The 14903-nt window shown below is 31.8% G+C and carries 16 protein-coding genes and 1 pseudogene; 9 read left to right on the forward strand and 8 right to left on the reverse strand.

Going from position 1 to position 14903, the window contains the following annotated elements:
- Positions 1-129: 129 nt before the first annotated feature.
- From CD034_RS10855 to CD034_RS10880, 6 genes are all read left to right on the forward strand, one after another.
- The gene (locus CD034_RS10855; protein WP_103288391.1) at positions 130-696 is read left to right on the forward strand and encodes a TetR/AcrR family transcriptional regulator; all 567 of its coding nucleotides are present in this window, start codon (positions 130-132) and stop codon (positions 694-696) included.
- A gap of 157 nt (positions 697-853) precedes the next feature.
- A complete protein-coding gene (locus CD034_RS10860; protein WP_077700034.1) occupies positions 854-1798 on the forward strand; it encodes an LLM class oxidoreductase in 945 nt (314 codons plus the stop codon).
- A 12-nt stretch (positions 1799-1810) separates the two neighbouring features.
- Positions 1811-2047, forward strand: coding sequence for a DUF896 domain-containing protein (locus CD034_RS10865; protein ID WP_002449423.1), 237 nt, complete (start codon positions 1811-1813; stop codon positions 2045-2047).
- Between the two features lie 391 nt (positions 2048-2438).
- Positions 2439-3206, forward strand: a complete 768-nt coding sequence (locus CD034_RS10870) for a class I SAM-dependent methyltransferase (protein ID WP_103288392.1) — start codon at positions 2439-2441, stop codon at positions 3204-3206.
- A complete protein-coding gene (locus CD034_RS10875) occupies positions 3175-3600 on the forward strand; it encodes an NUDIX hydrolase (protein WP_049334781.1) in 426 nt (141 codons plus the stop codon). Before CD034_RS10870 ends, CD034_RS10875 begins: the two co-directional genes overlap by 32 nt.
- 117 nt (positions 3601-3717) lie before the next feature.
- Complete coding sequence (locus tag CD034_RS10880; protein ID WP_244927422.1) at positions 3718-4461, forward strand: DMT family transporter; 744 nt, start codon at positions 3718-3720, stop codon at positions 4459-4461.
- A gap of 91 nt (positions 4462-4552) precedes the next feature.
- Here the strand turns inward: CD034_RS10880 and CD034_RS10885 are convergent.
- Positions 4553-4725 (reverse strand): annotated as a pseudogene (locus tag CD034_RS10885) (VOC family protein); the annotation flags it as partial.
- 52 nt (positions 4726-4777) lie between these two features.
- Positions 4778-5632 (reverse strand): fructosamine kinase family protein, encoded by an 855-nt coding sequence (locus CD034_RS10890; RefSeq protein ID WP_070492107.1) that lies wholly within the window; start codon positions 5630-5632, stop codon positions 4778-4780.
- Positions 5633-5857: 225 nt separating this feature from the next.
- Here CD034_RS10890 and CD034_RS10895 point away from each other — a divergent pair, with 225 nt between their 5' ends.
- Together CD034_RS10895 and CD034_RS10900 are read left to right on the forward strand one after the other, a co-directional pair.
- A complete protein-coding gene (locus CD034_RS10895; RefSeq protein WP_002449330.1) occupies positions 5858-6928 on the forward strand; it encodes a quinone-dependent dihydroorotate dehydrogenase in 1071 nt (356 codons plus the stop codon).
- 73 nt (positions 6929-7001) lie between these two features.
- Positions 7002-7277, forward strand: a complete 276-nt coding sequence (locus tag CD034_RS10900) for a hypothetical protein (RefSeq protein WP_037554291.1) — start codon at positions 7002-7004, stop codon at positions 7275-7277.
- A 53-nt stretch (positions 7278-7330) separates the two neighbouring features.
- Here CD034_RS10900 and CD034_RS10905 read toward each other — a convergent pair whose 3' ends face one another.
- From CD034_RS10905 to alsS, 5 genes are all read right to left on the reverse strand, one after another.
- Positions 7331-8047: an epoxyqueuosine reductase QueH gene (locus CD034_RS10905; protein WP_002454805.1), complete on the reverse strand. Its 717-nt coding sequence runs from the start codon at positions 8045-8047 to the stop codon at positions 7331-7333.
- 102 nt (positions 8048-8149) lie between these two features.
- Complete coding sequence (locus CD034_RS11275) at positions 8150-8320, reverse strand: hypothetical protein (protein ID WP_002449365.1); 171 nt, start codon at positions 8318-8320, stop codon at positions 8150-8152.
- Between the two features lie 50 nt (positions 8321-8370).
- Positions 8371-8544: a zinc ribbon domain-containing protein gene (locus tag CD034_RS10910; RefSeq protein WP_002449264.1), complete on the reverse strand. Its 174-nt coding sequence runs from the start codon at positions 8542-8544 to the stop codon at positions 8371-8373.
- 126 nt (positions 8545-8670) lie between these two features.
- Positions 8671-9375 carry an acetolactate decarboxylase gene (gene budA, locus CD034_RS10915; RefSeq protein ID WP_002449310.1) on the reverse strand — a complete coding sequence of 235 codons (705 nt, stop codon included), beginning with the start codon at positions 9373-9375 and terminating at the stop codon, positions 8671-8673.
- Positions 9376-9403: 28 nt separating this feature from the next.
- Entirely contained in the window at positions 9404-11068 is a 1665-nt protein-coding gene (gene alsS / locus CD034_RS10920; RefSeq protein ID WP_103288393.1) for an acetolactate synthase AlsS, read from the reverse strand.
- Between the two features lie 739 nt (positions 11069-11807).
- Here alsS and CD034_RS10925 point away from each other — a divergent pair.
- On the forward strand, positions 11808-13259 hold the full coding sequence (locus tag CD034_RS10925; RefSeq protein WP_019835164.1) for an APC family permease: 1452 nt from the start codon (positions 11808-11810) through the stop codon (positions 13257-13259).
- Positions 13260-13387: 128 nt separating this feature from the next.
- On the opposite strand, the gene CD034_RS10930 is transcribed toward CD034_RS10925, so the two are convergent.
- The gene (locus CD034_RS10930; protein WP_103288394.1) at positions 13388-14725 is read right to left on the reverse strand and encodes an aspartate aminotransferase family protein; all 1338 of its coding nucleotides are present in this window, start codon (positions 14723-14725) and stop codon (positions 13388-13390) included.
- Positions 14726-14903 lie beyond the last annotated feature (178 nt).

Raw genomic sequence — 14903 nt, forward strand, 5'->3', positions numbered from 1 at the left:
AAAAAGAAAAAACGAGTTTCTTCTATTATAATAGCTTAAAATAAAAAGAGTAATCATACTCTTTGACAACCTTCTTTGTTCGTTTAATAATTTAAAGTAATCACATTTTAAAATGAAAGGGGTGTCTTTGTGCCAAGCAATAAAGTTGATCCAAGAGTCATACGTACAAAACAATTACTCGTAGAAGCATTTCTAAATGTGTCACAAGAAAAAGAAATGACCCAAATTACAGTAAAAAATATTACTGACCGTGCTACTGTTAATCGGGCTACATTTTATGCACACTTTAATGATAAATATGAAATATTAGATTATTCATTATCAATGACTATTCTTAAAGATATTAAAGAAGCGTTGTCTATTTCAAAAACGCTCAATGGTCAGATTATCTCTAAATTATTTGTCTCGATAGCATATTATTTGGAAAATGTACAAAATGCTTGCAAGCTCAATCGTGAGACATTTTGTAACCATGCTCATAAATGCATTAACAACGAGTTGGAAGCTATTTTTACCCTTATGTTACAACATAAATATCCCGAACACGATTCTAGTATTATTGAAAATAGCGCAAGTTTTTTAGCCGCTGGTTTATGCGGGTTGGCAAGACATTGGTTAGATACAAGCGAACTAAGTGCTGAGCAATTTATTGATCAAAACTTACCGTTTTTACTTCACCATATTACAAATCTATAATTCTATAAACAACACTTACAGTCTTAATGATTGTAAGTGTTATTTTATAGAAAAGCATGCGACTTGCATAAAATGATGATTTACGTTATATTATAAACAACACTTGTTGTTTAGATGATAAGTGTTGCTTAGATAAAATTTAGTTAGGAGGGGTGATATGTCCAAGATAGAAAATCATGAGGGTTTTAAACGTACCTTTAAAAATCATAAATTAACATTAGGTCTATCCCTACCATTTGATAGTAAAAATAAAGAGCATATTGATTTTAATGAACAAGTGAAGTTTGCACAACAAGCTGAACGATTAGGATTTACAAGTTTATTCGTGAGAGATAATCCACTTTATAGTCCTCATTTAGGACCCGTAACTGAAAATTACGACCCATTTGTTTTCCTAACGTATTTAAGTGCGTTTACCTCAAAAATTGCACTTGGGACCAGCAGTATTGTGGCAACACTACGTCATCCTATCCATTTAGCTAAATCAGCAGCCTCGCTTGATCTTATTTCCAATCAACGTTTATTACTCGGTATGGCTACCGGTGATCGCGCTTTTGAATTCCCTGCATTTAAAGTAGATGAAAGTGCATTAACAGAACGTTATCAAACAACCGTTCAATCATTAAGAGCGCTTTGGCAATCACATTCACCCCAAATTTCAAATTCGATTTTTGAATTATATGAAGATTCTGGGTTACAAGTATTGCCTAAACATCGTACGATTCCGATGTTTGGTACAGGCTACTCAAGACAGTCCATCTCCTGGTTACAACAGCATATGGATGGTTGGCTATTTTACGCCCAACCTTTTCAAGATCAAAAGAAATTAGTTGAAGCTTGGCACAGTGGGACTGACCGATTCAAACCGTTTATGAATATCCTAATGATTGATTTATCCCAAAATCCAAACGAAACCGTTAAACCAATCAAAGGTGGTTTCCGTACTGGACGTAAAAATTTACTACAAATATTAAAAGCTTATGAATCCATTAATACAAATCATATTATCTTAAGATTTACAAATAATGATCGTGATATCGAAGCACTTATAGAAGAAGTTGGAACATATATTACACCCCATTTTCCAGCTCATACCAATTAGGAGGAAGAAATAATGAGAGAATTATTAGAAAGAATTAATCAATTAGCAAATAAAGAAAAAGTTGAAAGTTTGAGCGTTGAAGAAAAACAAGAACAACATCAATTAAGACAAGAATATTTGGGAATGATTAGAGGCCAAGTCCTTCATACGTTCTCAACTATGAAAGTTGTCGATCCACTTGGTCAAGACGTGACACCTGATAAAGTGTATGCCTTAAGAGAAGAATACGGCAACATTCAAGAAAACTAAAATTTTATTATCAAGACTTAGACTGCCTTCAAAGTTCTGACTTTGAGGGCAGATTTTTTATGTCCATATTTTGAGTAAAGTTCTTAATTGAAACACAGTTCATTTTGTTGAAACCCTTTCCTAGGGAAACTATAAAGTAGTTCTTTGATTTTAATAATTAAAACTACTTAATGAAGTGATTGCTCACTTATGTTCGTTTATGCGACTGATTCTATATGCCACTCAACAAATATATTTCATAGTCTATCGTAGAATAGTTCAAGCCACAAATGTTTATTTATAAGATATATTCAGGTATAGAATCAAACATCATAACTTATCACGATAATAATTATGATATTATATAAAATAAATATATAATAATATATAAAACAACTAAGAAGGTGCATCTATGAATAAAGTATCAAGTAAACACCATTGGGAAAATGTATGGAAGTTTTCTAACAACAAAGAATCATATAATTTCCCACCATCAAGAATTGAAAGAGCAAAAGATAAATTAAAAATATTTATTTATAATGAATATTATTTTAGTCCATGCGATAAAGTATTAGAAGCTGGATGCAGGGATAGGGCCATCCTATTCAAACTTATTAAGAAATATAAAATTGAAGGACATGGTATTGATATTTCTGAAAATGCAAAAAGTATTGCAACTGAGTATATGATTAAAACTGGAATCAAATTTAAGTATGTTATTGGAGATGTTCAAAATTTACCTTACCCTCAAAATACATTTGATACAGTTATTCCATTAGGTGTTATAGAACATTTTCTAAACCCTGATAAAGTCATGAATGAAATGTATAGAGTATTGAAAACTAATGGACACCTTATATTAATGACACCAAATAAATATTCGTTTGGTATTTTAGATAAGAAAATAAAAATTTTATTAAAAGTTTGGAAATTTGGTTATCAAACGGAATATAGCGTAAATGATTTAGAAAAGATAGCTAATAAATATGGTTTTAAAGTAGTCTCACGAAATACTGAACTACGAAAGACTTTTAAGAACGACTCAATCAGTTTTAAACTGATTTCATCAATTGATCAAATATTAAATGTTTTTAATAAAAATTTTGGATTCTACAGTTATATCTACCTCATAAAGGAGGTAGATATAAATGATTATAAATCATATCAAACTTCAATTTAATGAGACAGTTACAAAATATGATTCTGTTTTAATTGTTTTAACCTATCAAGGACATCTTGTTTTTGTTAAAAATAAAAAAAGAGCATGGGAATTAACAGGAGGTAAGGTAAACCATAATGAAACGATGAATGAGACAGCTATCAGAGAGGCTTATGAAGAGTCTGGCGCTGTCATCAATGAAAGTGATATAAACTATTTAGGTTACTATATACTACCAAATGGCCATACCACTACAATTACAAAAGCTGAAGTAAGCTATTTTAAAGATATACCGAAATATTCAGAAACTACTGAAAGAATACTTACGAAAGAACCATTAGACAAAAATTTATTATCATTTCAAGATGGGTTATATGAAGAAATTTTTAAATATTTAGGGGCATACCATGAATAAAGTTAAAAAAGGGTATTTATTTAGTATTATTTCCGTAGCAATCATGTCTTTAACTCCAATATTAAACAAACTTTCACTCACTGATTTATCACCTACTCAAGCAAGTTTTTTAATGCTTTGTTTTCAACTTTAATATTATTAATAACTGTATTACTCGATAAAAGTAAAATAAAAATCTATCATAACAAATTTATATGGCTCTTAGGTATTACTAATACAATAGGTATTTTACTCCAATATGTAAGTTTAAGTTTGTTAGATCCAGTTAGTGTTGGATTATTAGGAAGATTTTATATTATATTTGCGTTGTTTCTTTCAGTGCTCTTTCTAAATGAAACGTTGTGCAAAAACGATACCCTTCCTATAATTTTTGCTGTTATAGGTTCATTCTTGATTACTCATTTTTCAGGTGATTTTAACAGTATATTAGGTGTGATTGCCACCCTATCTTATACATTCTTTTTTGCGCTAACGAATATGTTAGCTAAAAAGACCGTCAAAGACATTGATTCTAAAACCATCTTACTATACAATCAGGCGACTTCTACTTTGTTGCTAGGTATCATATTAATTGTGACTAATCATTTACATACCATACATATAAGCATAGGCTTGTTCTCTATTTTACTTTCTGCTTTGTGTAGTGGCGTAATAGGACTTTTATTATTTTATGAAGGTTTGAAATACATTTCGTTTCGTGAAGCGAATATTATAAGAACCCTCAATCCTATATTTGTGTTTATATTTTCTTTCCCGTTTTTCCCTTTACCATTAACGCCTAAATTCATAACCGGCGCGATTTTAATCATTATTTCTATCATTTATATGAATCTATATAAAGATAAAAAAACGTCTTCATGATAACTTTTTCATTAAAAATGCGCCCCACCATTAGATCTCATTCTAACTTTGGGGCGTATATTGATTGGCGTATTTTATAAAATTAATTGAACTAACAAACTAAGAAATTATATTTATGTCCATCTGGATCAGCAAATGTTGCACCATAATATCCTTGAAAAATCTTAGGTTCATCAATCACCTTACCACCTAATGCTTCCACTTTATGCATTAATTCATCCACTTCATTATTAGTTTTAACACTAATGATATGATGACTTCATTAAAGACGAAATAAAAAACTTCAGATTAAGAAGACTTAACCCGAAGTTTTCTATTAGGCTAATATTTGATCCATTGAGCGATTCACACTACTTGCATACATACCACCAAATTTAACTAAATGCACCATGAATAAATATAATCTATAGAACTCTAAACGTTTTTCTGCTCCTTTTCCTAAAGGATAATGTTTTTCATATTCATTATAAAATTCTTGTGTAAATCCACCGAAGACAGTAGTGATACCTAGGTCAAATTCTCTATCTCCATATAACGGTGCTGGATCAAATAAAGCAGGACGTCCATCTTTTAAAAACATATAATTACCGCCCCATAAATCACCGTGTAAAAGAGACGGTTTACTGTTATGATTTTCTAATTCATGAATCATAACAGAACGTACTTGTTCGTATACTTTATTATCTTCTTCGTTCCATAAATTTTTACGTAATAGTTCATCTCTTAAATGGTCCATACGACGTTCTACGAAAATTTCACTCCAAGACTCTGACCATGTATTATCAAATGAGACATCAGCACCTTCATAGGGTAACTCGAATCCAAACTTACCTTCTGACTGTTGATGACTATGCATTTTGGCTACAAGTTGTCCTAATTCTTTTTGACTTCCTTTACTGCCCTCTTCTAAATAACTGAGTAATAGATACGCATCGCCATTAATTTCGCCATTTTCAATCACTCTTGGTGCTGTAATATCTGCTTTTTCAAATGCTTCTAATCCAGCCATTTCGGCAGCGTAGAAAGAGGATTTACGATTTCTTTGAACTAATAAAAAATATATATCATCGTTTGTTGTAATTTTAAATGCTTCATTTACATCTCCACCGCTTACTGGTGAAATATCTTGAATACCTTCTAAAGGTAATTGATTTTTCCATTCTGATTTCATTAATTATCCTCCTTAGTCCAATTCTTTATCTACTATTCTATTACCTAAATGGATGTGCTTTAACCTTTGTCATTCCAAAATGATATAAAGTTAGGCAATTTTTCAAACACTTTCAAATTAGACTATTCATTTTTAAGCGAACGTGCTAGTCTATTAAAGGAATGTTTTTTCAATGATATTAAATGAGGATCGTAAGCCTCAAATACAATGAAATGGAGCATTATTATGTACAAATTAATTAAACCTCTTTTATTCAAAATCGAACCTGAAAAGGCACATGGATTGACAGTAGATGCCTTAAAATTCACTCAGAAAAATGCTTTTTTACTACCTTTTGTAAATAAATTATTTACATATGAACACCCCTCTCTTTCACAAAACATTAAAGGGATAACATTTAAAAATCCAGTTGGTTTAGCTGCTGGTTTTGATAAATCATGTGAAGTGCCTAAAGCACTTGAAAATGCTGGTTTCGGTGCTCTTGAACTTGGTGGCATTACACCTAAACCACAAGATGGCAATCCTAAACCGCGTATGTATCGCTTACTTGAAGATGATGCCTTAATCAATCGTATGGGCTTTAATAATATAGGTATGAATAAAGCTTTATGGAATTTAAGACGTCATGCTTACGCGATTCCTGTAGGTTTAAATGTGGGCGTTAATAAAACGACACCTTACGAAGAACGTTATCAAGATTATATTAAAGTCATCGATGCATTTAAAGCAGATGTATCATTTTTCACTGTGAATATTAGCTCACCTAATACTGAAAATTTACAAAGTTTCCATGATAAAGATGAATTTTCAATGTTATGTCATGCTTTAACAGATTATAAAGCACAACACGAAGTGAATGTCCCAATCTTTTTAAAGCTAACTTCAGATTTAGAACTTGAAGGTTTTAAAACTATTTTACCTCAAATTACAGAAACCTTTGATGGTATGATTTTAGCCAATACCACACGTCAACGTGGTGGATTATCTTCTCCAAATAAAGTAGAAGACGGAGGTTTAAGTGGTCGACCTTTATTTAAACGTAATTTAGAACTTGTAAAATGGGCTTATCAACAAACGAATGGCGAATTTTTAATCATTGGTACAGGTGGTATTTTTAGTGCACAAGATACTATTCAAATGATGCGAAATGGTGCGTCACTTGTACAAATCTACTCATCCCTCGTGATAGAAGGCCCTGGTTTAACTAAAAAAATTAATCGAGATATTGCTAAATATTTAAAAGCAAATCATTATAGTAATATCAGTGAGATTATTGGACTAGATGCTAGACGTTAAAACATTTCACTAAACGATATGTAGTGCGCTATACTAATATTACTCGTAGCACGTACTATTGGAGGGTATGTTGATGACTATAGAAAATAAACAAACAGAGTCACAAACTAAAGATAAGCATAACATTGAAGACACCAAATCTTCTCAAGAATACGATAATAGTATCGGTTACAATGGTGAAAAGAAAACAGCTTTGGATCTTGAAATTGAACGTGAACTATTAGAAATGATGGAAAATAAAGATCCTGAACCTGAAAAAGAGAAGAAAGGTATAAAAATTGCTGGACTACTATCTGCCCTTGTTATTGCTATTTTAGCTATTGTGCGTTTTATCCATCGTATGTTATAAATAAAAGCGAAGGAGTAAGAAAGAATGTTTAACTCATTCTCTCTTACTCCTTTTTAAAATTGTTCTAAAAATGTTTTAGCTTCTCGATTAATTTTTTTAAAATCAATACCTTGCTCCATTGCTGCAAATACACATCCGCAATAACATTGTCTAAATATATTATAATCATTACACATTTCTATAGATCGTTCATAACCTTTATTTTTCTTAAAATCACTAGGTAAATAATATGTATTGTATAATCGTTGAACTTCCATGCCGAGTTCGTTAATTAATTGAGCATTCTTTTTAGGAGATAATGTTAATGCACTACCGAAATAATCATATCCATACTTCACTGCTGCTTCTGCGACAAGCTCTAAACGCATCTCAAAACACGCTGTACAACGTTTTCCACCTTCAGGTTCATCAGTAAGACCACGCGATTTCGCCATCTTCATAAATTCATATGGCTGATAATCAGCTTCAATATATTTTACCGAATGTCCAGTCTTCTCATTAAAATCTTTTACAAATTGTGCTTGGACTTTGGCACGTCTTAAGTATTCATTTTTAGGATGAATATTAGGATTAGCGAAATAAATAGCAATATCTGCATACTGAGATAGATATTCTAATGTATATGTGCTACAAGGTGCACAACAGCTATGTAATAAAATTTTAGGGCGAACGCCTTCACGCTCCCATTGACTAATCAGTTTTTTCAATACCCTATCATAATTGATTTTTTGATTTTTCATCTTCTTAATCATAGGTTCAGCATTTAACATTTCTCAATTCTCCTTATAAAATTATTATATATTATTGTTAGTTTGGGACTTATACAATAAGGATATATCAGCTACTATCGATTCACTATATCTTGAACTTTTTTAGTAGCATATTCTTCTATTTCTTTGAAAATTTTTATTGTTATCTGTATTTTTTATATTATTTCTTAAAGATGGTGATTGCTTAAATTCATTAATGACACACGTACCATATTGAGTACATACATTTTGAACTGGAACGAATTTACTTCCACAATGCTTACAATAAGTCACTAAAACGACTTCCAAATAATCTACGTAGTACTCCAAAATCATCGAATTGACTAATTAACAGAATTTGAAGTAGAGTGATTTATACTTTTGTTTACATGACTATCCAAGTTTAATGATTCTGATGTTGCTGTTGTAGATAGTGTAATTTGATCTAATTTTGTCCCACATTCTCCACAAAATAAATCTCCTTGTTGATATAACTGACCACAATTTGGACATTGCATCCTATATACCTCCATAAACATAAAATTCGAAATTATTATACCATTAAATTGAATTGCTTAAAATATTATTTTATAAAAATAAAAAAAGTTCGAATCTTAAAAGATTCGAACTCTAATGATAATATATTATTCAGCTTCTCTGATTTCTGCATCGATATCTGCATAATCAATTTCAGTATTAGTGAACGTTTTATTATCGATTGGGAAGTGTTGTTCAAATGTTTCAAAGTTTTGAATTTCAACTTTTACATCATCTACTTCAAAATCTAAAATGTGTCCACCGAAATTACGATCATCGTTGGCGAAATGAATATGGAAACCACCAGAACCAATGCCATGGAATAATTCAGGTGTAAAGAAGCCAATCACTGTACCGTTAACATCTTCCTGAGTTTCTTCAGGTTGTCTACGTGCTGAATCAATTAATCTTGTATATGGTGGTTCTTGTTTTGGCATCATACGAACATGCATTTTTTTAAATTTACCAGTGATTTTTACTGCTGAGAATAAATTATCACTTAACATATGTTCTTTTACTTCATTTAACACTGTTTCAGAATCTTTATTAGAAGTTTCATAAGATTCATCTGCTTCAAATTTAGTAATTGTTGCAAAAGGTGTTAATTCATCACCTTTAAGTTTAACGAATTCTTTTTTTTCATTTGCATGGTACGCTTCTCCATTAATGAAGATAACTTCACCGTCTGAACCTGTAAGTGTTGCTAGTCCTGAATCACCATGTTTTAATAATTCATCGATTGTGGCAGTTCCTTCTAATAAACCTGCCATCAATGTACCTAATGTACCATGTTGATATAATACATGACCCATATTAATATTCACTCCTATTTTTAGAAAATTAATTTAAAGAATCTGGTAACATATTTGTTGATAATTTAATATTATCTTTATAATTTACTGGAATATCAATTAAAACAGGTCCTTCTGTTTCGTAACCTTCTTTAATTGCAGCTTCAAGTTCTTCTGGGCTTGTTACTCGGATACCTTTCGCACCAAATGACTCTGCATATTTAACATAATCTACTGGACCAAATGCTACGCCAGCTGCACGTTTATATTTCATTTCTTCTTGGAATTCAACCATGTTATATTTACCATCATTCCAAATTAATTGAATGATATTTAATTTTTTACGTACAGCAGTTTCTAAATCTTGACCTGAGAATAAGAAACCACCATCACCAGCAACTGACACAACTTGTGTGTTTGGACGTACTAATGCAGCTGCTATAGCCCATGGTAACGCAACACCTAAAGTTTGCATACCGTTACTGAATAATAAGTGTCTTGGATTGTAACTTCTAAATTTACGAGCCATCCAAATATAATGACTACCTACGTCTACTGTAACAGTTGTATCATCAGTTAACGTTTTTTGCATTGTATTAATAATTTCTACTGGATGTAAAATACCATCTTCATGTTCATATTTAATACCAGTAGCTTCGATAATATTTGCTCTTAATTCTTCTAAGTCATCTAAATGTTTTTGATCAATAATTGGTTCAGATACTTTTTCTGACATCATTTGAATTGTACCTGCAATATTACCTACTATTTCTTTTTTAGGACGTAAGTAATTTGTAATTTCAGCATGCACTTCGTCAATTGAGATAATTTCAGTATCTAATTCTTTATTCCAGTTACTTGCTTCGTATTCAATTGGATCATAACCGATTGCAACTACTAAGTCAGCTTTTCTTAGTAATTCGTCACCCACTTGGTTACGGAATAAACCAACACGACCAAAGAAATGGTCTTCTAATTCACGACTAATTACACCAGCACCTTGGAAAGTTTCTACAACAGGTAAGCTTGTTTTTTCAACAAATTTACGAATTGCTTCTGTTTCTTTTTCACTAGAACTTCTCATACCTGCAAGTAATACAGGGAATTTAGCATCCTTAATCGCTTGAAGTACTTCATTCACTTCTTCATCTGCTGGTACCCCTAAATGAGGTTTTTCTGGTAAGTCGATTGCTTTATTTTGCACTTGAGATGAAATAACGTCTTGTGGAATACTAATGAAACTTGCACCATTTTTACCAGAAGTTGCAGTGCGGATTGCATTTGTCATAACTTCAGATAATGATTCAGGATCTTGAACCTCTGCACTATATTTAGTTGATGATTTTAGTAACGCAGCGTTATCTATAGCTTGGTGAGTAAGACGTAATAAATCATTTCGTTTAACTTGACCACCGATTGCTAATACAGGGTCACCTTCTGAAGTAGCTGTTAATAATCCAGTTGTTAAGTTACTTACCCCTGGACCACTTGTTACTAATGCAACACCAGGTTTACCTGTTAAACGTCCAATGCCTTGTGCCATCATTGCAGCATTTTGTTCATGACGTGTAACGATAAGTTCTGGACCATCATCTTCTAATGCATTGAATAAATAGTCGATTTTTGCACCTGGAATACCAAATACATAATCCACATTATTATTTTTTAAAGTATCAATGACCATATCTGCGGCAGAATAGTTTTCTTTAGCCATTTTATATTCATATCCTTTCAAGTTTACATTTGTAATTTAAAGTTTTTATTTCAAAATTACTTTTCTATTTTTTTATACCCAATTAAAAAGAAGCCACACACATGTCTATTTTTTTAGGGAAAAAGAGGGAAAGACTTAGTCACATGTTAATTGCGGCTTCTTTATATTTAAATAACTTCAATTTTTAAAGTTGAAGTGTAATCTCAGTTAATTAGACATATTCAAATATGAGATGGGAGTTTTCTATTATATATGTCATGTTTAAGGGAATGATAGTAAGACATACTTATTAGAACATTTGAATACGTTGTAACTTTATTACGTTTCTTATTATAGTACGCATCGAAACATTAATAAAATACATATTTTCGATAGTAACCATTCCATATTGGAATAGGTCAATATACTTTAACCATTGTAAAATGACACAATTAAAAAGGTCTAATGACTTGACTTGTCTTCTATAATTATAGTGCCAATATTGATATAATTACTACTTTTTATATTTTTAGAGTAAATATACTCTTTTTTGTTGTTTTTATTTTAGATTTATCTGATATAATCAAATCTATCATTTAAATTTTCTAGTTATGTATTCTTGTTTAATCAAAAGTAAGAAAACTTGAAATTTTCAGAAATTTTAGACAAAATACCGTTCTTTTATGCTATGATAATAAATGTTATATAGCTAACAAGCTAATTAATTAAATTTTAAACTTATTAGTGGAGGTTCATAATTATGGCCAGTTTTTTCAAAAATTTTACTAGAAAAGAAGATCCCACTATCTATCAAAGTAAAGATGGACATTTAAAACGTACTTTACGTGTTAAAGATTTTCTTGCATTAGGTGTAGGTACTATTGTATCAACATCCATTTTCACTTTACCTGGTGTAGTAGCAGCAGAGCATGCTGGTCCAGCCGTAGCTTTATCTTTCTTATTAGCTGCAATTGTTGCTGGTTTAGTTGCATTTTCATATGCCGAAATGGCTGCAGCCATGCCTTTTGCTGGTTCTGCATATTCTTGGATTAACGTTTTATTTGGTGAATTCTTTGGATGGGTAGCTGGTTGGGCATTACTTGCCGAATACTTTATTGCCGTTGCCTTTGTAGCTTCTGGTTTTTCAGCCAATTTAAGAGGACTTGTGTCTCCTTTAGGTATTGCGTTACCTAAGTCTTTATCTAACCCTTTTGGTACAAATGGAGGAATTATAGACTTAGTTGCAGCAATTGTTATTATTTTAACTGCATTATTATTATCTCGTGGTATGAGTGAAGCTGCTCGTATCGAAAATATTCTTGTTATTTTAAAAGTTCTAGCGATTGTTTTATTCGTTATTGTTGGATTAACAGCAATTCAAGCAAGTAATTATGTTCCATTTATTCCTGAGCATAAAGTCACTGCAACTGGTGATTTTGGTGGATGGCAAGGTATTTATGCAGGTGTATCAATGATTTTCTTGGCATACATAGGATTTGATTCAATTGCTGCCAACTCAGCTGAAGCTATTAATCCGCAAAAAACGATGCCACGTGGTATTTTAGGATCATTAATCATTGCGATTGTTTTATTCGTAGCTGTAGCTTTAGTATTAGTTGGTATGTTCCATTATTCAAAATATGCTGGGAATGCTGAACCTGTAGGTTGGGCACTTCGTCAAAGTGGACATGGTGTAGTAGCAGCAGTAGTTCAAGCTATTTCAGTCATCGGTATGTTTACAGCATTAATCGGTATGATGTTAGCTGGTTCACGTTTACTTTATTCATTTGGTCGTGACGGATTATTACCTTCTTGGTTAGCCAAATTAAATGATAAACATTTACCTAATAGAGCGCTTGTTATTCTCACTGTTATCGGTGTTTTAATTGGTTCAATGTTCCCATTTGCTTTCTTAGCTCAATTAATTTCAGCAGGTACATTAATCGCATTTATGTTTGTATCTATTGCAATGTATAGTTTAAGAAAACGTGAAGGCAAAGATTTACCAATTCCAGCATTTAAAGTACCGTTCTTCCCTGTATTACCTGTCATTACCTTTTTATTAGTCTTGCTTGTATTCTGGGGATTAAGTTTTGAAGCTAAACTTTATACATTAATCTGGTTCTTAGTTGGTATTGTTATTTATGTACTCTATGGTATTAAACATTCTAAAAAGAATGATGAAGATGATTATGTCGTACCAAAAGATTAAGATAATGAACTAACTTATATTTCTCATCTCCCCTTAAGAAACATTCAATTGTTTTTTAAGGGGAGTATACTGAAAAAGAGCAAGAAAAGACATTCACTTAACGTCTTTTCTTGCTCTTTTAATATATTTTACCAACCTTGTCCTTCTATACTATATTCATTTAAATCGCCATCTTGTAGTGCTTGAAGCGCTTCTTCAATAACATCTAACGCTTTATCTAACTGTTCATAAGTAATCACGAGTGGCGGTTGAAAACGTAAGACGTTCCCAGCAACTGCAATAATCACTACACCATGTTCAAAACAGTAATTACAAATTTTCAATGCTTCTTCAGCAGCTCTTTCTTTTGACTGTTTGTCTTTAACAATATCAATTCCAATAGATAACCCAATACCGCGCACATCTCCTACGTAATCGTATTGATTTACCCATTGATTCATACGTTGACGCACATAGTTTCCTTTTTCAGAACTAGCTGTTAGTAAGTCGTCGTTTTCTATCATTTCAATCGTAGCAAGAGCCGCTTCACAACTTACTGGATTTGCCCCTGTCGTAAATAGATGTGCTGGTGCTTCAAGACTTTCAATAATTTCTTTTCGACCCACAATCGCTGACATTGGCAATCCACCTGCTAATGATTTACCAAATGTAATGAGATCTGGTGTAAAGTTAAAGTGGTCCACAGAGCTCCAAGAACCTGTACGACCTAATCCTTGTTGGATATCATCAACAGCAATTAAAATACCGTATTCTCGACATAACGCTTCAAGTGCTTCAAAATAGCCTTCTACTGGTTCTAATAGTCCACCATCTCCTTGAATCGTTTCTAACACAATACAAGCTACTTCCTCAGCTGGAACATATTTAGCAAACATCTCTTTCAATGGCGCTAAATATTCTTCAACAGTGTTTGATTTAGATTGTTCAAACATCCCTCTGTATTTATCTGGAAATGGAATATGATAAAAACCATTTAATAAAGGGCCATAATGTTTACGCATATTTAAACTGATAGTCGACATTGATAACGCTCCAAATGTAGAGCCATGATAAGCATTTGTAAAGCTGATAATATAGGGTCGTCCTGTATAAGCACGTGCAAATTTGATAATACCATCATTCGCATCCGAACCACTCAAACCAAATGTGACACGTTTTTCATAATCACCTGGCGCAATATCGCATAACTTTTTAGACAGTTTCACTAAAGGCTCGTGATACATATATGCGGGGGTATAATGAATAAATTTATCTACTTGCTTTTTAATCGCCTCTGTTACCTGTTTTGGTGCATGACCCACATTTTGTGAGCTTGCACTAGCTAACAAATCGATGTATTCTTTTCCATCTATATCTACTAAAGTTGCTCCATATCCATGATCAATCACTAATGGATAATATTTTATACGTCCTGAAGTAGCAAAATACTTACTATCTTCTTTTATCATATCCTCTGCTTTACTCAAATTGACTCATCCTCTCCCAAAGTATCAACAACTTATATCTAACTTTCTTTATTGACTTCAATTCTTGTGATAATAATCAATATCTTACTAATAATTGTCAGATTTGTAAATATTTTCAGAAAAATTAAAATATATTGTTTCTATCTTTTAAACAATGATAAATATAAATCATAAAAGG

Origin of the sequence: Staphylococcus hominis subsp. hominis (genome assembly GCF_002901845.1) — a bacterium.
GTDB lineage: Bacteria > Bacillota > Bacilli > Staphylococcales > Staphylococcaceae > Staphylococcus > Staphylococcus hominis.